The organism is Methylobacterium sp. Leaf465 (genome assembly GCF_001424705.1).
Classification (GTDB): Bacteria; Pseudomonadota; Alphaproteobacteria; order Rhizobiales; family Beijerinckiaceae; genus Methylobacterium.
In genome coordinates this window covers 75,961-93,231 of the sequence record NZ_LMRA01000045.1, presented here as the reverse complement: position 1 = coordinate 93,231, position 17,271 = coordinate 75,961, and the positions used below count along the sequence as shown (strand labels likewise).

Below are 17,271 nucleotides of genomic sequence, written 5' to 3'. Positions count from 1 at the left end.
GTTTTCAGGCACGAAGTTGACCAAGCTCCTGCGCCTCTGCCCGCGCGCGCCAGCCTGATCGTGGGGAGACCGTCTAAGAGCGTCGCGGACCAAAGCCGCCACCCGTCTTACCACAACCCATCTTAATGGATCGTTCGCGATCTGCCTGGGACATTAGCGGCTTGCCGAGGGGGCAACAAGCGTTTTCTGCCTCGATGCATCCAACGGGCGCAGTTTTTTCGCGTTTCCCGCAGGATTTTCGGGTCGACGTCCGCTCAGACCGGTCCGAAGCGGACGACGCGGGCGTGCCCGGCGAGATCGTGATGACGCACGGCGGGGCCGAGCCCGGCCTGCGTCCCGAGCATCCCGACGGCCTCGGCCTGATCGTAACCCACCTCGAAGGCGAGCGCGCCGCCGGGGGCGAGGCGGACCGGCCCGACGCTGAGGGCCGCCACGATGCTCTGATAAGCCCCGAGTCCATCTGGGCCGCCGTCGAGGGCCGCCATCGGGTCGTGACCCCTGACTTCGATGTCGAGCCCACGGATCGTGTCGCGGGCGATGTAGGGCGGGTTCGACACGATGAGGTCGAAGGCCCCGCTGAGACCCGCGGTCCAGTCCGCGCAGACGAAGGCCGCCCGGGTTCCGACGCCGTTCCGCACCGCATTCGCGCGGGCCTGGACGAGGGCCGCGTGGGAGCGGTCGAGGCCGATGCCGGTGGCGTTCGGCAACTCGCTCAGCAGCGCCACGAGGATGCAGCCGGAGCCGGTGCCGAGGTCGAGCACCCGCAGCCGGCGCCCGCGGTCGGGATGCAGGGCGAGGGCGGCCTCCACCAGGGTCTCGGTGTCCGCCCGCGGGACGAGGGTCTCGGGTGCCAGCCCGAAGGGCAGGCCCCAGAATTCCCAGGCGCCGACGATCCGGGCCACAGGCTCGCCGGCGACGCGTCGCGCGACGGCCCCTTCGAGCGTCGCGGCCCCCTCCGGGCCGAGGGGCTGGTGCCCCCGCAGGATCAGGTCGGTCGCGCTGAGCCCGAGGAGGTCGAGCAGGAGGAAGCGGGCGTCGCGCGCCGGCAGGCCGTGGGCGGCGAGCGCCTCGCTCATGCGCCGCAGGGCGTCGGTGCGGCTGAGCCCCGGGTCGAGGCGCATCGGCTCCAGCCCGTCCACGGGGCTCAGGCCATGCCCTCGGCGGCCAGCAGCTCCGCCTGGTGCTCGGTGACGAGGGCGTCCACGAGCTCGTCCAGCGCCACGCCGGCCAGGACCTCCTCGAGCTTGTACAGGGTCAGGTTGATGCGGTGGTCGGTGACGCGGGCCTGGGGGAAGTTGTAGGTGCGGATGCGCTCCGAGCGGTCGCCGGAGCCGACCTGCGACTTGCGGTCGGCGGCCCGGGCCGCGTCCTTGGCGGTGCGCTCGGCGTCGTAGAGCTTGGAGCGCAGCAGCGACATCGCCCGGGCGCGGTTCTTGTGCTGCGAGCGCTCCTCCTGGACGAAGATCACGATGCCGCTCGGCATGTGGGTAATGCGGATGGCCGATTCCGTCTTGTTGACGTGCTGTCCGCCGGCGCCCTGCGAGCGCATGGTGTCGATCTTCAGGTCCGCATCGTTGATGACGATGTCGACCTCCTCGGCCTCGGGCAGCACCGCCACGGTGGCGGCGGAGGTGTGGATGCGCCCCTGGGTCTCGGTATCCGGCACGCGCTGCACCCGGTGGGCGCCGCTCTCGAACTTGAGGCGCGCGAACACGCCCTTGCCCTTCACCTCGGCGATCACCTCGCGATAGCCCCCGACGGTGCCCTCGCTCTCGGAGATCACCTCGACCTTCCAGCCCTTGGCGTCGGCGTACCGGCCGTACATGCGGAAGAGGTCGCCCGCGAACAGGGCCGCCTCGTCGCCGCCGGTGCCGGCGCGGATTTCCAGGATGGCGCTCTTCTCGTCGGCGGAATCCTTCGGCAGCAGAATGAGCTGGAGTGCACGGTGCGCCGCCTCCAGCCCGGCCTCGGCCTCCGGCTTCTCGTCGGCCGCGAGCGCCCGCATCTCGGAATCGCTGCCCGGCTCGTCGATCAGCGCCTCGATGTCGGCGAGGTTCTGCGCCGCCGCGCGATAGGCGTGGATGGCGGCGACGACGCCCTCCAGCTCCGACAGTTCGCGCGACAGCTGCACGAAGGTGTCGGAATCCGCCGAGCCGGCGCTCAGCGTGGCGGTGACGATGTCGTGGCGCGTCAGGATCGCGTCGAGACGCTCTGCAGGAATGGGGGTCATCGCCCGTGGAAAACTCTCATCTGAACAAGGGCTCGTCGGGCCGGAAGCCGGGTCGACGACGGGGCCGCGGCACGACCCATGGAAATAGGCACGCCGACGCTAGATGGGCACACCCTGCGCCTTCGCGAAGGCCGCGAGGGCCGGGCGGAGGGTGGCGCCGTCTCCGGCGCGGGTCAGTTCGGTGTCGAGCAGCGCCGCCACCGCCTTGACGTCGAGGCCCAGCACCATGGCCTTCACGGGGCCAATGGCGGCCGGCGACATCGAGAGGGCCCGGAATCCGAGGCCGATCAGCGCCATGGCCTCGAGGGGACGCCCGCCGATCTCGCCGCAGACGGTGACGGGGCAGCCGGCGGCGGCGGCGCGCTCGGCGATGACGCGGAAGGCGCGCAGGGCCGGGACGCTCAGGGTGTCGAAGCGGTCCGCGACCCGGCGGTTCTCGCGGTCGACGGCGAACAGGAACTGCATCAGGTCGTTGGAGCCCACCGACAGGAAGTCGGCGGCCCTGGCGATCTCGTCGATCTGGAACAGGAGGGAGGGGACCTCCACCATCACGCCGAGCTTGCAGTCGCTCGGCAGGGCATGGCCGTGCCGGCGCAGATGCGCCTTCTCGCGCTCGACGATGGCCTTGGCGCGGGTGAACTCGTCCACCGTCGCCACCATCGGGAACATGATCTTCAGGGGCCGGCCGCCGGAGGCCTTGAGAAGGGCGCGGAGCTGCACCCGCAGCAGGGCCGGCCGGTCGAGGCCGATCCGGATCGCCCGCCAGCCCAGGGCTGGGTTCTCCTCCTCGAGGGCCGGCATGTAGGGCAGGATCTTGTCGCCGCCGATGTCGAGGGTGCGGATTGTGACGGGCAGGTCGCCGGTGGCCGCGAAGACGGCCTCGTAGAGCGCCTGCTGCTCGGCGGCCGAGGGCATGCGCTGGGCCACCATGAACTGCAGCTCGGTGCGGAAGAGGCCGATGCCGTCCGCGCCCGTCTCGTGCAGGTGGGTCAGGTCGATGAGGAGGCCGGCGTTCAGCTGCAGGCCGATCGTCGTCCCGTCGAGGGTGACGGCCGGCACGTCGCGGAGCGCCCGGTACTGCTCCTGCCGGCGGGCGCGCAGGCGCACCATCTCGGCATAGGCCGCCTCGATCTCCGGACCGGGCCGGACCTGGATCTCGCCGGTGGCGCCATCGACGATGATCGCGTCCCCGGCATCGCAGAGGGCGGTGGCGTTGGCGATCTCGCCCACCGCCGGGATGCCCAGCGCCCGGGCCACGATGGCGATGTGGCTCGTTGGCCCGCCTTCCTCCAGCACGACGCCCCGGAGCGCCGTGCGGTCGTAGTCGAGGAGGGCGGCCGGACCCATCGAGCGCGCCACCAGGATCGCGTTCTCGGGCAGGACGCGCTGCGCGCCGTTGCCCTCGGCGCCGATCAGCGTGCGCAGCAGGCGGTTCGCCAAGTCGTCGAGGTCGTGCAGGCGGTCGCGTAGGTACGGGTCGCTCTGGCGCATCATCCGGGCGCGGTTGTCCGACTGGACGCGCTCGACGGCGGCCTCGGCGGTGAGGCCCGAATGCACGGCCTCGCGCATCCGGCGCAGCCAGCCCTTGTCGTGCGCGAACATGCGCACCGTTTCCAGCACCTCGCGGGATTCGCCGGTGCCGATGCTGTCGCCGCGCTCGACGAGGTCGTCGATGGCCGAGCGCACCTCGCCGATGGCCTGTTCCAGGCGCTCGACCTCGCGCTCGACGTTCTCGGCGATGAGCTGCTTGATGACGATACGCGGCTCGTGCAGCACCACGTGTCCGAGTCCGATGCCGTCGGCGAGGGCCACGCCGCGCTGGCTCACCGGGCGGCGCGCGGCCGAGCCGGCCCCCGGCGCCAGCGCCTGCAGCTCGCCCGAGGCGATCATCTCCGAGAGCACCATCGCGGTGGTCTGCAGCGCCTCGATCTCCTCCTCGGAATAGACCCGGTAGGTCTTGTTCTGGACGACGAGGACGCCGAGGGTGTTGCCGGCGCGCAGGAGCGGCACGCCCAGGAAGGCGTGATAGGCCTCCTCGCCCGTCTCCGGCCGATAGGAGAAGGCCGGGTGGGACTGGGCGTCGGAGAGCGACAGCGGCTCGGCGGTCTTGGCAATGAGGCCGACGAGGCCCTCATCGGCCCGCAGCCGGGTCAGGTGGACCGCCTCGCGGTTCAGACCCTCGGTTGCAAACAGTTCGAGAATGTTGTCATCGCTGAGCACATAGACCGAGCACACCTCCGCGATCACGTTGGCGGCGATCAGCGTGACGATGCGGTCGAGACGAGCCTGTGGACTGACCGGCTCCGCCATCGCTTCGCGGAGGCGGCGCAGAAGCAGGCGCGGGCCTCCGGGCGCAGCGGGCATGGTCTCCTCGATCCGGCTTCGGCCTCGTGTCCGGTTGGCGCGCAGGCGTTCGCGCGCCCCGGGTCTTCAGGCCTGGTCGAGGCCGTATAGCGAGTGGAGCGTGCGAACGGCAAGCTCCGTGTAGGCGGCATCGATCAGCACGGAGAACTTGATCTCCGAGGTGGTGATGGCCCGGATGTTGATCCCCTTCTGCGCCAGGGCCCGGAACGCCTTGGCGGCGACGCCCGCGTGGCTGCGCATGCCGACGCCGATGGCCGAGACCTTCACCACGTCGGTGGCACCCTCGATCTGCGCGAATTCGATCGCGCCGCTCTGCGCGTCGAGGATCTTGCGCGCCCGGTCGTAATCGGCCGACGGGACCGTGAAGGTCATGTCGGTGGTCGATTGGTCACCCGACACGGTCTGGATGATCATGTCGACGTTGATGTTGGCGTCGGCCAGCGGTCCGAAGATCGCGGCGGCGATGCCGGGGCTGTCCTTCACGCGACGAAGCGTGATCTGCGCCTCGTCCCGGGAGAAGGCGATCCCGGTGATGATCTGCTGTTCCACGATGTCGTCCTCGTCGCAGATGAGGGTGCCGGGCCGGGCGTTGTCCGGCGGATCGAAGCTGGAGCGCACCGTGGTCGGCACGCGATGGACCATGGCGAGCTCGACCGAGCGGACCTGCAGGACCTTGGCGCCCAGCGACGCCATCTCCAGCATTTCCTCGAAGGTCACGCGCTCCATGCGCTGGGCCTTCTGCACCACGCGCGGATCGGTGGTGTAGACGCCGTCGACGTCGGTGTAGATGTCGCAGCGCTCGGCGCCGATGGCAGCGGCGATGGCCACCGCGCTGGTGTCGGAGCCGCCGCGGCCCAGGGTGGTCACCCGGCCGCTGGCCTCGTGCATGCCCTGGAAGCCGGCGATGACCGCGACCTCCCCGCGCCGGAAACCGGCATCGAGGCGGGCGCCGTCGATGCCCTCGATCCGGGCGGAGCCGTGGGCGTCCGAGGTCAGGATCGGGATCTGCCAGCCCTGCCAGGAACGGGCCTTGATGCCGTTCTTCTGCAGGGCGATGGCGAGCAGCCCGGCGGTGACGAGCTCGCCGGAGGCGACCACCGCGTCGTACTCGGCCTCGTCGTAGATCGGATTCGCGTCCTTGACCCAGGCGACGAGTTCGTTGGTCTTGCCGGACATGGCCGAGACCACGACGGCCACGTCGTATCCGGCGGCGACCTCGCGCGCCACGTGGGCCGCCACGTTGCGGATGCGCTCGACATTGGCGACGGACGTACCGCCGAACTTCATCACCAGACGGGGCATGTTCTCACCAGACGGAGCCTGTCGCGCCCGCGACGCATCGCTTGAGCCGGGGATCGAGCGTGACCTCGGGATTCGGCGGGCCGCGGGACGGATTTCCCGGAACCCGCACGGCCTGCCGCGTCGCTTGGCTGCTGTACCGGACAGGGCTTCGGCGGGTACAAGGGCCGCCCGGGCGTGTCAACAATGGGACGCGCCCACCTCGCACGAGACATGCCGAGACGATGACCGGACCCACAGGCGCCTCCATCGACCGCGACGAGGTCGCCCGCTTCGAAGCCATCGCGGCGACCTGGTGGGACGAGGCCGGACCGATGCGGGTGCTCCACCGCTTCAACCCCGTCCGCCTCGCCTATATCCGCGACACGGCCTGCCGGCATTTCGGACGGGACCGCAACGCGCCCTTCGCCCTGGAGGGGCTGACCCTGGTGGATATCGGCTGCGGCGGCGGCGTCCTGTCCGAGCCCCTGGCGCGCCTCGGCGCCCGAGTCACCGGACTCGATCCGGCGCCGACCAACGTCAAGGTGGCCCAGGCCCATGCCGACGCCGAGGGCGTGCCGGTGGATTACCGCGCCCGCACCATCGAGGATGTGGTGGCCGGGGGCGAGCGCTTCGACATCGTGCTCGCCATGGAGGTGGTGGAGCACGTGGTGGACATGCCGGCCTTCGTGGCGCAGGCGGCCCGGGCGGTGAAGCCCGGCGGCCTCCTGTTCGCCGCCACCCTCAACCGGACCCTGCGCTCCTTCGCGCTGGCGATCGTCGGGGCCGAGTACGTCCTCGGCTGGTTGCCCAGGGGCACCCATGACTGGGAGAAGTTCGTGCGGCCCGACGAGCTCGCCCGCGCCGTCGAGGCCGGCGGCCTCATCGTCACCGACACGACCGGGGTGGTGCTCAATCCCCTGGACGGCTCGTGGCGGGCGAGCCGCGACACGGCCGTCAACTACATGATCACGGCGCAGCGCCCCGGCGCATCCGGGCCCCCGGCCGCAGGCGGGCATTCGGCCTGAACCTTCGGGCGCGCACGCGGTTGGTCGGCGTACCCCGTGGGAGACCGACCTTGCTCGAAAAGATTCCGCACGCCGTGGGCGCCGCCCTGTCCGGCCTGAAGGCCGGGCTCGACAAGACCGCCTACCGGACCACCTTCGCCAGCGTGCCCGAAGGCCTCGGCCTCACCAGCCTCGCGTTCGCGGACGGGACGGCGATGCCGGCGCGCTTCACCGCCGACGGGGCCGGCGCGTCACCGCCCCTGGCCTGGACCGGCCTGCCCCCCGGCACGGCGCGAATCGTCCTCCTCTGCGAGGATGCCGGCAGCCCCACGCCGAACCCGTTGGTCCACCTGATCGCCTGGAATTGCGATCCCGGCGCACCCCTGGCGGAGGGCACGGCGAGCCAGGCCGAATCCGGCCTCGACCTGGGCAAGAACAGCTTCCTCAAGCCGGGCTGGCTGCCGCCCGACCCGCCCACCGGCCACGGTCCGCACGCCTACCTGTTCCAGGCCTACGCCCTCGACGGGGCGCTGGCGCTGCCCGAACATCCCGGTCGCGGCGCGCTGCTGGAGGCCATGGCGGGGCGCGTCCTCGCCAAGGGCTGCCTCGTCGGGACCTACGAACGCCCCTGACGGCGTCGACCGCTTGCGCGGGCGGCTCCGTCGGTGCAAGCGCCGATAGGACGACCAGGGGAGGTTTGAGCATGAAGGCGCTGCTGTGTACCCGTCTCGGGGGGCCGGAGGATCTTAACCTAGCCGACCTGCCGGACCCGGTGGCCGGTCCCGGCGAGGCCGTGGTGCGCATCACCCTGGCGGCGCTCAACTTCTTCGACACCCTGATCATCGCCGGGCGCTACCAGGTGAAGCCCGAATTGCCGTTCTCGCCGGGCGGCGAAGCCTGCGGCGTCATCGAGGCCCTGGGCGAGGGCGCCGAGGGCTTCGCGGTGGGCGACCGCGTCATCGTTCACCAGAAATACGGCACCTGCCGCGAGTTGATCGCCGTCGCCACCCGGCACCTCACGCCGGTGCCAGCCGGGGTCTCGGACGCGCAGGCCGCCGGGCTCACCATCACCTACGGCACCTCGCTGCATGCCCTGCGCGACCGGGCTCGCCTGCAGCCCGGCGAGACCCTGGCGGTGCTCGGCGCCTCCGGCGGCGTCGGGCTCGCGGCGGTGGAACTCGGGGCGATCATGGGCGCCCGTGTCATCGCCTGCGCGTCCTCGCCCGAGAAGCTGGCGACGGCGCAGGCCCATGGCGCCACGATGGCGGTGGATTACGCCGCCGAGAACCTGCGCGAGGCCCTGCGCACGCTGACCGCGGGGGCGGGCGTGGACGTGATCTACGACCCGATCGGCGGCGACTACGCCGAGCCGGCCCTGCGGTCGCTCGGCTGGAAGGGCCGCTACCTCGTCATCGGCTTCGCGGCCGGCGACATTCCGCGGATTCCGCTCAACCTGGCGCTCCTCAAGGGCATCGACATCCAAGGCGTGCACTGGGGCGTCTTCGTCGAGCGCGAGCCGGAGGCGCACCGGGCCAACCAGGAGCAGCTTCTCGCTTGGGTGGCGGAGGGGCGCCTCACCGCGAAGGTCCACGGCGAATACCCCCTCGCCGATTACGAGGAGGCCCTCGGCATCCTCAAGCGGCGCGAGGCCGTCGGCAAGGTACTGCTGCGGCTGTAAGGGGAGGTCGCCCGAGCGGTTCGGCGGCCCGCCTCCCTCGTCCCGCGAAGGCGGACGGTGGGACGGTCCCGCCGAAGGGGCCGCCTCAGAGCAGGCCCTGCGCCTTGGCGAGGGCGACGAGGTCGTGCTGGGGCCGGGCGCCGATGTGCTGGATCACCTCTGCGGCGGCGAGCGCTCCGAGGCGGGCGCTGTCGCGGTGGTCGAGGCCGCGGGCATGGCCGGCGAGGAAGCCCGCCGCGAATAGGTCGCCCGCGCCCGTGGTGTCGACGAGCTCGTGGACCGGCGACGCGGACACGGCCTGCACGGCGCCCCCCTGGATCACGAGCGCACCGTCCGCCGAGCGGGTGACGAGGCCGAGCAGATCCCGGCCGCGGGCCGCGCTCTCCTCGCGCAGGGCGCGGATCGCGGCCTCGGCGTCGTCGGTCTCGTAGAGGCTCTGCAGCTCGCCGATATTCGCGAACAGGATGTCGATGCTGCCGTCGCGGATCAGGCCCAGGAACTCCTCCCGGTAGCGCCCGACGCAGAACGCGTCTGACAGGGTCAGGGCCGCGGCGTTGCCGGCGTCGTGGGCGATGGTCACGGCCTTGCGGAACGCATCCTTGGCGGCCGGCGGGTCCCAGAGGTAGCCCTCGAGGTAGACCACGCGGGCGGCGGCCACGGTGGCCGCGTCGACATCGGCCGGCGACAGGCCCTGGCAGGCGCCGAGATAGGTGTTCATGGTGCGCTCGCCATCGGGCGTCACCAGGATGAAGCAGCGGGCGGTGGCCGGTCCGTCGGTGGCGGCGGCCACGGGGAAGCGGACGCCGGTCGCCTTGAGATCGTGGGCGAAGAGGCCGCCGAGCTCGTCGTCGCGGACCTTGCCGACGAAGCCGGTCTTCGCCCCGAGCATCGCCGCGCCCACCGCCGTGTTGGCGCCCGAGCCGCCCGACACGATGGTGGCCGGACCCATGGCGGCGAAGAGCGACTCGGCCCGCGCCTCGTCGATCAGCTGCATTGCGCCCTTCGGTACGCCCTGTGCCGCGAGGAAATCCTCCTCGGTGCGGGCGATGAGGTCGACGATGGCGTTGCCGAGAACGAGGAGGTCGAGGGATTCGGGCATCGGGCCGTCCAGTCTGGCGGTGAGCGGAAACTGCGCCGGGCTGTGGCACCGCCCCTGGCGGGGGTCAAGCGACGGCCGCCGCCAATGCGATCACCTGTTCGAAGCGTCACGGCGGAACTCCCCTCGCACCGCCCCGTCATCCCGGGGCCGCGCAGCGGAGCCCGGGATCCAGAACCATAGGTGGTGCAAAACCTTCCGCAGTCGGCGTTTCCGGATTCCGGGCTCGCCTGCGGCGCCCCGGAATGACCGCGCACCCTGCGATGTGACCGTGCCGAAGGCGCCGCGCGTTCCTACTGCAGCGTCTTCACCTCGCACTGCGCGTAGTCGCTGCTCGCCTTCACGTAGGCGTTCAGCGCCTTGACGTAGGCTTCCGCCAGGGGTCGGAAGGCGGCCGCCTTCTCGTTGTAGGCCTTGATCGCGTCGTTGTAGCTGTAGGCTTCCCAGCCCGGGCAGCCGCCTTTGGCGTCGAGGCAGGCCGGCTTGGCCGGCATCGGGGGCTTGGTCGGACGGGACGTCGCCGGGGGCGGTTCCGGCAGGGTACAGGCGGCGCGGGCCGCGTTCATCGACAGCAGGGTGCCGAGGCCGAGGGCCGCAGCCCGCAAGATCCGTGTCCGCATGCGGGTTTTCCCCTCCGTAACGACAGGCGCTACATGCGCGTGCGGTCGCCCCGGAGCAAGTCCGTGCCGGCGGCCGTCAGCGCGCGGCCACGGCCTCCCGTGCCGCAGCCTGTGCCGATGCCGGGGCGGGGCGCGGCGCCGGTGCGCGCTTCGGCTTGCCGCGTCCGCTCTTATCCATCCGCGCCCGGACGGCATTGAGCACCGGCACCGCGAGGCCGAGGGCCAGCACCCACCAGGCCGGCCGGATGGTGTCCGGCACGTCGAGATTGGCCGAGAGGACGAGGCTCGCCGGGATGCCGCTCGCCACGCCGTACCAGGCCGCTTCGAGCAGTGCGGTCACGAGGGCGGCCCCCAGAGCGAGGCCCGCCAGGGTGAGCGGGTTGGTCGGCCACCCGAAGCGCTGCATGGCGCGGTGACCCATCAGCAGCAGGAAGGCGCCGGTCCAGAAGACCGGATCGGACACGTCGATCTTGGCCTGCAGGTAGTAGTGGATCAGGCCCAGGATCGCGATGAGGTAGACGGACTTGTGAAGGCGCGGCCAAGCCTTGCCGAGGCGCCGGATCATCCCGTCCGTGGAGGTGACGCCGAGCACCACGAGGCCGAGAAGCGCCACGAAGCCGATGGTGAGATAGATCCGCGACGCGATCTCGGTGACGACCTTGGTCAGCACGAAGTTCTGGTCGACGACGTAGAGCAACAGGTGGATCAGCCCGTAGGCCAGAACCGTCAGGCCAAGCATGCGCCGGACCAGGATGAGCTTCGGCGCGTGGGCGATGCGGCGCAGGGGCGTCACCGCCAGCGACAGCATGAGGAAGCGCACCGCCCACTCGCCGGTACCATGAAGCAGCGCCGTGATGGGCTTCGCCCCGAGGGCATCGGCCGCGTAGGCGCCGGCGAGCCACAGGCCCGGGGCCAGGGCGAACAGGAAGGTGGCGAGCTTCAGGCCGGAGACGCGTCCGGCGCGGTCGCGCCAGGGCGCGGAGAAGGCGGGCAGGGCTGGCATGGCGATCCAGGATCGGGGAAGCGGTTGAATCGAAAGATAGGGGCCGGGGAGGATCCGTGAGGCGGCGCGGGGTCGCAGCCGGTCCCGACGAGCCACCGGGGCGTCGGGGTGTCGCGATGTATTCGCTCGGCGGCCGCGGGGGTTACAGGCCTGTGCAGAGCTTCGGGCAGCCCGGAACCTTGGCCGGTGCTGCGACGGTTGACGATTGCTATAAGCCGACGCCGCGCCAACGCTCACGAAGCCCCCCATGCCCGCAGACAGCCCCGCCGACAGCCTCGAGACCATGACCGCCGAGACGGCGCGGACCGAGCACGCGGACCTCTCCGAACGGATCGCCGAGGCCGATCGGCTCTATCACCAGGAGGATGCGCCTGAGATCACGGATGCGGCGTACGACGCCCTGCGCCGGCGCCTGGAGCAGATCGAGGCACGGTTTCCGGATCTCGCTGGAACGGGGGCCGCCAGCGCTTCGGTGGGCGCCAAGCCCTCCGAGAAATTCGCCAAGGTGCGCCACGCGGTGCCGATGCTCTCGCTGGGCAACGCCTTCGCGGACGAGGAGGTGGCGGAGTTCGTGGCCCGCGTCCGGCGCTTCCTGAACTGGCCGGAGGGCGATCCCCTGGCCTTCACCGCCGAGCCGAAGATCGACGGCCTCTCCCTGGCCTTGCGCTACGAGGACGGGCGCCTCGTCACGGCGGCGACCCGGGGCGACGGCGAGGTCGGCGAGGACGTCACGGCCAATGCCCGCACGGTGTCGGACATCCCGCAGCGGCTCGCCGGGACGGACGTGCCGCCGGTCTGCGAGGTGCGCGGCGAGGTCTATCTCAGCCACGCGGATTTCGCCGCCATCAACGCGCGCCAGGAAGCCGCCGGGAAGGCCCTGTTCGCCAACCCCCGCAACGCGGCGGCCGGGTCGCTGCGCCAGCTCGACCCCGAGATCACCCGTTCGCGCCCGCTCAAGTTCTTCGCCTATGCCTGGGGCGAGGTGGTGCCGGCCTTCGACGGCACGCAGCACGGGGTGCTGGCGCGGTTTTCGGACTGGGGCCTGCCGGTCAACGACCGGACGAAGCTCTGTGCCGATTCGGACGCGATGATCGCGCATTACCGGAGCATCGAGGCCGAGCGCGCCGACCTCGGCTACGACATCGACGGCGTCGTCTACAAGGTCGACGACCTCGCCCTGCAGCGCCGCCTCGGCTTCGTCTCCCGCTCGCCCCGCTGGGCGCTCGCCCACAAGTTCGCGGCCCAGAAGGCGCTCACGGTGGTCGAGGACATCGAGATCAATGTCGGGCGCACCGGCTCCCTGAATCCGCTGGCCAAGCTGCGTCCGGTCACGGTGGGCGGCGTCGTGGTGTCGAACGCCACCCTGCACAACGAGGGTTACGTCCAGGGCGTCGGGGCCGACGGCGAGCCGATCCGCGACGGGCGCGACATCCGGGTCGGCGACACCGTCGTGGTGCAACGGGCCGGAGACGTGATCCCGAAGGTGATGGACGTGGTGTTGGAGAAGCGCCCGGCCGGGTCGAAGCCCTACGCCTTCCCGAACCACTGCCCCGCCTGCGGCAGCCGGGCGGTGCGCGAGATCAACCCGCGCACGGGCAAGCCCGACGCCGTGCGCCGCTGCACCGGGGGCTTGATCTGCCCGGCGCAGGGAGTCGAGCGCCTGAAGCACTTCGTCTCCCGCAACGGTTTCGACCTCGAAGGCTTCGGCCAGACCTATATCGAGGTCTTGTTCGAGGCCGGGCTGGTGCGCCAGCCCGCCGACCTGTTCCGCCTCGACTTCGCGCCGCTCAAGGCCGCCATCGTGGCGCGGCGCGAGGCGCTCTCCGCCGAGCGCCGGGCGGAGGGCACCCCCGCCCCCAAGAAGCCGACCAAGAAGAAGGGCGAGGAGGAGGACAAGGCGATCAAGAACCTCCTCGCCTCGGTGGAGGATCGCCGCAGCCTGCCCCTGAACCGCTTCCTCTTCGCCCTCGGCATTCCGGAGATCGGCGAATCCACCGCCAAGGCCCTGGCCAAGCGCTTTCCCGACATGCCCGCCCTGATGGCGGGCGTCGCCGCCGCGGCCGGCGACCAGGCCGGAGCGGACTGGATCGAACTCTCCGCCCTGTCCCGCATCGGACCGACCACCCGCGACCGCCTGTTGGAGCTGGGCTATCCCCGCGCGGGTGGCGAGCCGGAGGCCGGAGAGGACGAGGAGGCGGAGACCCAGCCGCAGGAGCGGGTGCGCCTGTCGGCCCCCCAGCGCTCCAGCCTCCTGAGCCATTACGGTGACGCGGACGCCATCGTGGCCGCCCTCGCGCGGGCGGCCGAGCAGCGCCCCGGCGATGCCTATCGCCACTTCGCCGACGACGGCGAGATCGGCCCGGTGGCGACCGATTCGCTCATCGCCTTCTTCGCCGAACCGCACAACGACGCGGCGGTCCGGGCCCTGCTCGCCGAAGTGAAGACCGAGCCGATGGCCGCCCCGGCCACCGCCACCGCCTTCGCCGGCAAGACGGTGGTGTTCACCGGCAGCCTGGAGCGGATGACCCGGTCCGAGGCCAAGGCCACCGCCGAGCGCCTGGGCGCCAAGGTCTCGGGTTCGGTCTCGGCCAAGACCGACCTCGTCGTGGCCGGGCCGGGCGCGGGCTCCAAGCTGACGGACGCCCAGAAGCACGGCGTCGAGGTCGTCAGCGAGGAGGCATGGCTGGCGCTCGTCGCCGGCGCTTGAGCCGCGAATCGCGGACGCATAGACTTGAGGTCCTGCACCCGCAGGCGCTTGGCCGCGTCCGGCCGGGACAGGGCCCCGCGATTTCCGCATGACCGTCATCGCCCTCGACTTCGAGACCGCCAACGAGCGGCGCGACAGCGCCTGTGCCGTCGGGCTCGCCTGGATCGCCGGCGGCCGGGTGGTCCGGCGGGAATCCCGGCTGATCCGCCCGCCGGAGCTGCGCTTCTCGCCGGGCAACATCCGGGTCCACGGCATCCTGCCGGCGGACGTGCGCGGCCAGCCGGACTTCCCCACCGTGATGGCGGAGTTCCTGCCCGACCTCGCCTCCGGTTTGATCCTCGCGCACAATGCCGGCTTCGACCTCGGGGTGCTGCGGGCCTCCCTGGCCGCGCATGGGCACCGGCCGCCGGCCTTCGCCTATCTCTGCACCCTGCAGATCGCCCGGCGGGTGTTTCCGGCGGAGGAGGGCTGCGGCCTCGGCAAGGTGGCGGCGCGCCTCGGCATCCGCTTCGCGCACCACGATGCGGGCGAGGATGCCTATGCCTGCGCGGAGATCGCCCTGGCAGCCGTGCGGGAGACCGGCGCGCCGGACGTGCCCGGGCTGTCGCAGGCCCTCCGCCTGCCGATCACCACGGTCCCGGCGGGTCCCGATCTCGCCCTGCCTCCGCGCGGCCGGCCTGGCTCCCTGACCGAGCGGGCCCGCCTCGCCGCGGGCGCCCGTCCGGCCTCGGCGCCGGGCCTGCACTTCGCGGTGCGCGGCAGCAGCGGCAACCGCTACGCCGTGACCCTGGAGGATCGCACCGGCGGGCCTCACCTGCGCTGCACCTGCATGGCGGGCCGCTACGGCACACGGTGCCGCCACGTGAAGGCGCTGCTCGCCGGCGACATCACCGACCTGCTCTCGAGCAACCACGACGACGTCGCGGTGCTGCGGGTCCGGATGACGGCTGCGTCGGTGGGGTGAGGCGGTCGCCGCCGCACCCGTCGTGAGGTCCGCCCGGAGCCGCGCCGGGCGGCGCCCCCGCCTTACGCCGCCTTCTTCGCCGCCGCGTCGCCGTAGAACGTGCCGCCGCGGGCAGCCATGTCGAGGAGGTTCTGCGGCACGGCGAAGCGCGGCCCGTGCTTGGCTTCCAGCCCCTGCGCCAGCGTCACGAAGGCCTGGGCGCCCATGAAGTCGATGTAGGACAGGGCGCCGCCCGTGAAGGGGGCGAACCCGAAGCCCAGGATCGAGCCCACATCCGCCTCGCGCGGATCGGTGACCACGCCCTCGCCGACGGTGCGTGCGGCTTCCAGGGCCTGCACCACGAGAAGGCGCTGCTTCAGTTCCGAGAAGTCGACCGCGTCCGGATCGATTCGGGTCGCCTGCAGGGCGGCGAGGCCCGGCCACAGGCGCTTGGGCGCGCCCTCGGGGTAATCGTAGAACCCCTTCCGGTTCTTGCGGCCGAGCCGACCCTCGCCCTCGACGAGGGTGGTGAGCAGCGCCTTCTGCACCGGGTCGATGCCGTCGGCCCCGAGCTGCGCCTCCGTCGCCTTGACGATCTTCAGGGCGAGGTCGACCGCGACCTCGTCGGTCAGGGAGAGCGGGCCGACCGGCATGCCCGCCTGGCGGCCGGCATTCTCGATCATCGCCGCCGGGATGCCCTCGTTGAGCATCTTGTGGCCTTCCAGCAGGTAGGCGCCGACGCAGCGGTTGGCGAAGAACCCGCGCGCATCGTTGACGACGATCGGGGTCTTCTTGATCGCACGGACGTAGTCCAGGGCGGTGGCCAACGCCGCGTCGCCGGTCTGGTCGCCCCTGATGATCTCGACCAGCATCATCTTCTCCACCGGCGAGAAGAAGTGGATGCCGACGAACTGTTCCGGCCGGGCCGAGGTCTTGGCGAGCCCGGTGATCGGCAGCGTGGAGGTGTTGGAGGCGAAGATCGTCTCCGGCCGGATCACGGCCTCGACCTTGGCGATGACCTCGGCCTTCACCGCCGGGTCCTCGAACACCGCCTCGATCACGAGGTCGCAGGCGGAGAGGTCGGCGTAGTCGGCGCTGGTGCGGATGCGGGCGAGGAGGGCATCGCGGTCGGCGGTCTTGGCCCGGCCCTTGTTGATCTGGTCGGTGACGAGCTTGTGGGCGTAGGCCTTGCCCTTCTCGGCCGCCTCCACCGACTGGTCGACGAGGACGACCTCCATGCCCGCCTGGGCGGTGACGTAGGCGACGCCCGCGCCCATGAAGCCCGCGCCGACGACGCCGACGCGGCCGACCTGGGTGGCCGGCACGCCCTTCGGGCGGCGCGCGCCCTTGTTCAATTCGCCCATGGAGAGGAACAGCGTCCGGATCATCGCGGCCGCCTCCTTGGTCCGCAGGATGTGGGCGAAGTACCGGCTCTCGACGCGCAGGGCCTGGTCCATCGGCAGCTGCAGACCCTCGTAGACGGAGGCCAGGATCGCCTTGGCGGCAGGGTAGTTGTCGTGCGTCTCGCGCCGGTAGATGGCGTTGGCCGGCGGCCAGATCATCATCCCGGCGGGCGAGTAGACCTTGCCGGAGGGCGCCTTGAACTTCGGCTGGTCCCAGGGCGCGACGGCCGAGCCGCCGGCGGCGATCCAGGCCTTGGCCTTGGCGACGATCTCGTCCTTGGCCGCGACCTCCTGGGCGAGGCCCATGTTGCGGGCCATCAGCGGACGGATCTGCTCGCCCTTGAACAGCATCTGCAGGGCGTCGCCGGTCTGCATCAGGCGCGCGACGCGCTGGGTGCCACCGCCGCCCGGGAACAGGCCGACCTTGATCTCTGGCAGGCCGACGCGGGTCTTCGGATCATCGGACAGCACCCGGTAGTGGCAGGCGAGGGCGAGCTCGAAGGCCCCGCCGAGGCAGATGCCGTTCACCGCCGCCGCGAAGGGCTTGCCGCAGGTCTCGAGCTTGCGGAAGACGAGGCTTAGCTTGCGCGACTCCGCGAAGAACTGGCGCATCGCCTCTTCCTCGCCGCGCTCGGCCTTCAAGGCCTCGTAGGCGCGGCCGAGGCCCTGGAGCATCGTCAGGTCGGCGCCGCCCGAGAAGTTGTCCTTGCCCGAGACGATGACGCAGCCTTTGATGGCGGGATCCGCCACGACGGCGTCCACCACCTGGCTCAGCTCGTCCATCACCGCGTCGGTGAAGACGTTCATGGAGCGGCCGGGCATGTCCCAGGTCGCCAATGCGATCCCGTCGGCGTCGGTTTCCAGTCGGAAGTTGGTGAGATTCATCGCTGATCCTCGAATGTGCGGCGGGTGAGCGGCTTCGGTGGGCAAGCTTAAGCTCTT

At 71.4% G+C, this 17,271-nt stretch carries 13 protein-coding genes; 5 read left to right on the top strand and 8 right to left on the bottom strand.

The window, feature by feature from the left end:
- Positions 1-254: 254 nt before the first annotated feature.
- The 4 genes from prmC to ASG51_RS18930 all read right to left on the bottom strand — a co-directional run bounded on the left by prmC (position 255) and on the right by ASG51_RS18930 (position 5,896).
- Positions 255-1,121, bottom strand: a complete 867-nt coding sequence (gene prmC / locus ASG51_RS18945; RefSeq protein ID WP_056382577.1) for a peptide chain release factor N(5)-glutamine methyltransferase — start codon at positions 1,119-1,121, stop codon at positions 255-257.
- A 23-nt stretch (positions 1,122-1,144) separates the two neighbouring features.
- Positions 1,145-2,230, bottom strand: a complete 1,086-nt coding sequence (gene prfA, locus ASG51_RS18940) for a peptide chain release factor 1 (RefSeq protein ID WP_056217096.1) — start codon at positions 2,228-2,230, stop codon at positions 1,145-1,147.
- Between the two features lie 99 nt (positions 2,231-2,329).
- Complete coding sequence (ptsP, locus tag ASG51_RS18935) at positions 2,330-4,594, bottom strand: phosphoenolpyruvate--protein phosphotransferase (protein ID WP_056350418.1); 2,265 nt, start codon at positions 4,592-4,594, stop codon at positions 2,330-2,332.
- Positions 4,595-4,660: 66 nt separating this feature from the next.
- Entirely contained in the window at positions 4,661-5,896 is a 1,236-nt protein-coding gene (locus ASG51_RS18930; protein WP_056269738.1) for an aspartate kinase, read from the bottom strand.
- A 221-nt stretch (positions 5,897-6,117) separates the two neighbouring features.
- Between ASG51_RS18930 and ubiG the strand changes: the two genes are divergently transcribed.
- The 3 genes from ubiG (at position 6,118) to ASG51_RS18915 (ending at position 8,557) form a co-directional block, all read left to right on the top strand.
- Positions 6,118-6,900, top strand: coding sequence for a bifunctional 2-polyprenyl-6-hydroxyphenol methylase/3-demethylubiquinol 3-O-methyltransferase UbiG (gene ubiG, locus ASG51_RS18925; protein ID WP_056269735.1), 783 nt, complete (start codon positions 6,118-6,120; stop codon positions 6,898-6,900).
- A 50-nt stretch (positions 6,901-6,950) separates the two neighbouring features.
- Positions 6,951-7,511 (top strand): YbhB/YbcL family Raf kinase inhibitor-like protein, encoded by a 561-nt coding sequence (locus tag ASG51_RS18920; RefSeq protein ID WP_056269733.1) that lies wholly within the window; start codon positions 6,951-6,953, stop codon positions 7,509-7,511.
- A 71-nt stretch (positions 7,512-7,582) separates the two neighbouring features.
- A complete protein-coding gene (locus ASG51_RS18915; protein ID WP_056382449.1) occupies positions 7,583-8,557 on the top strand; it encodes an NADPH:quinone oxidoreductase family protein in 975 nt (324 codons plus the stop codon).
- An 85-nt stretch (positions 8,558-8,642) separates the two neighbouring features.
- On the opposite strand, the gene ASG51_RS18910 is transcribed toward ASG51_RS18915, so the two are convergent.
- The 3 genes from ASG51_RS18910 to ASG51_RS18900 form a co-directional block, all read right to left on the bottom strand.
- Positions 8,643-9,656 (bottom strand): adenosine kinase, encoded by a 1,014-nt coding sequence (locus ASG51_RS18910; RefSeq protein ID WP_056217114.1) that lies wholly within the window; start codon positions 9,654-9,656, stop codon positions 8,643-8,645.
- Positions 9,657-9,946: 290 nt separating this feature from the next.
- A complete protein-coding gene (locus ASG51_RS18905; protein ID WP_056382446.1) occupies positions 9,947-10,273 on the bottom strand; it encodes a hypothetical protein in 327 nt (108 codons plus the stop codon).
- A gap of 76 nt (positions 10,274-10,349) precedes the next feature.
- Complete coding sequence (locus tag ASG51_RS18900; protein WP_056217121.1) at positions 10,350-11,276, bottom strand: protein-methionine-sulfoxide reductase heme-binding subunit MsrQ; 927 nt, start codon at positions 11,274-11,276, stop codon at positions 10,350-10,352.
- Between the two features lie 247 nt (positions 11,277-11,523).
- On the opposite strand from ASG51_RS18900, the gene ligA reads away from it, so the two are divergent.
- Both ligA and ASG51_RS18890 read left to right on the top strand, forming a co-directional pair.
- Complete coding sequence (gene ligA, locus ASG51_RS18895; protein ID WP_056382444.1) at positions 11,524-13,983, top strand: NAD-dependent DNA ligase LigA; 2,460 nt, start codon at positions 11,524-11,526, stop codon at positions 13,981-13,983.
- A gap of 88 nt (positions 13,984-14,071) precedes the next feature.
- Positions 14,072-14,947, top strand: a complete 876-nt coding sequence (locus tag ASG51_RS18890) for a 3'-5' exonuclease (RefSeq protein WP_056350406.1) — start codon at positions 14,072-14,074, stop codon at positions 14,945-14,947.
- Between the two features lie 62 nt (positions 14,948-15,009).
- Here ASG51_RS18890 and ASG51_RS18885 read toward each other — a convergent pair whose 3' ends face one another.
- Positions 15,010-17,214, bottom strand: coding sequence for a 3-hydroxyacyl-CoA dehydrogenase NAD-binding domain-containing protein (locus tag ASG51_RS18885; protein ID WP_056382442.1), 2,205 nt, complete (start codon positions 17,212-17,214; stop codon positions 15,010-15,012).
- Between the last annotated feature and the right edge of the window lie 57 nt (positions 17,215-17,271).

Bases quoted from the DNA above. Each gene is read 5' to 3' on its own strand.
- prfA (WP_056217096.1), bottom strand. From the start codon at position 2,230: ATGACCCCCATTCCTGCAGAGCGTCTCGACGCGATCCTGACGCGCCAC.
- ASG51_RS18930 (WP_056269738.1), bottom strand. From the start codon at position 5,896: ATGCCCCGTCTGGTGATGAAGTTCGGCGGTACGTCCGTCGCCAATGTC.
- ASG51_RS18890 (WP_056350406.1), top strand. From the start codon at position 14,072: ATGACCGTCATCGCCCTCGACTTCGAGACCGCCAACGAGCGGCGCGAC.
- ASG51_RS18910 (WP_056217114.1), bottom strand. From the start codon at position 9,656: ATGCCCGAATCCCTCGACCTCCTCGTTCTCGGCAACGCCATCGTCGAC.
- ptsP (WP_056350418.1), bottom strand. From the start codon at position 4,594: ATGCCCGCTGCGCCCGGAGGCCCGCGCCTGCTTCTGCGCCGCCTCCGC.
- ASG51_RS18905 (WP_056382446.1), bottom strand. From the start codon at position 10,273: ATGCGGACACGGATCTTGCGGGCTGCGGCCCTCGGCCTCGGCACCCTG.
- ASG51_RS18885 (WP_056382442.1), bottom strand. From the start codon at position 17,214: ATGAATCTCACCAACTTCCGACTGGAAACCGACGCCGACGGGATCGCA.
- prmC (WP_056382577.1), bottom strand. From the start codon at position 1,121: ATGCGCCTCGACCCGGGGCTCAGCCGCACCGACGCCCTGCGGCGCATG.
- ASG51_RS18900 (WP_056217121.1), bottom strand. From the start codon at position 11,276: ATGCCAGCCCTGCCCGCCTTCTCCGCGCCCTGGCGCGACCGCGCCGGA.
- ligA (WP_056382444.1), top strand. From the start codon at position 11,524: ATGCCCGCAGACAGCCCCGCCGACAGCCTCGAGACCATGACCGCCGAG.
- ubiG (WP_056269735.1), top strand. From the start codon at position 6,118: ATGACCGGACCCACAGGCGCCTCCATCGACCGCGACGAGGTCGCCCGC.
- ASG51_RS18915 (WP_056382449.1), top strand. From the start codon at position 7,583: ATGAAGGCGCTGCTGTGTACCCGTCTCGGGGGGCCGGAGGATCTTAAC.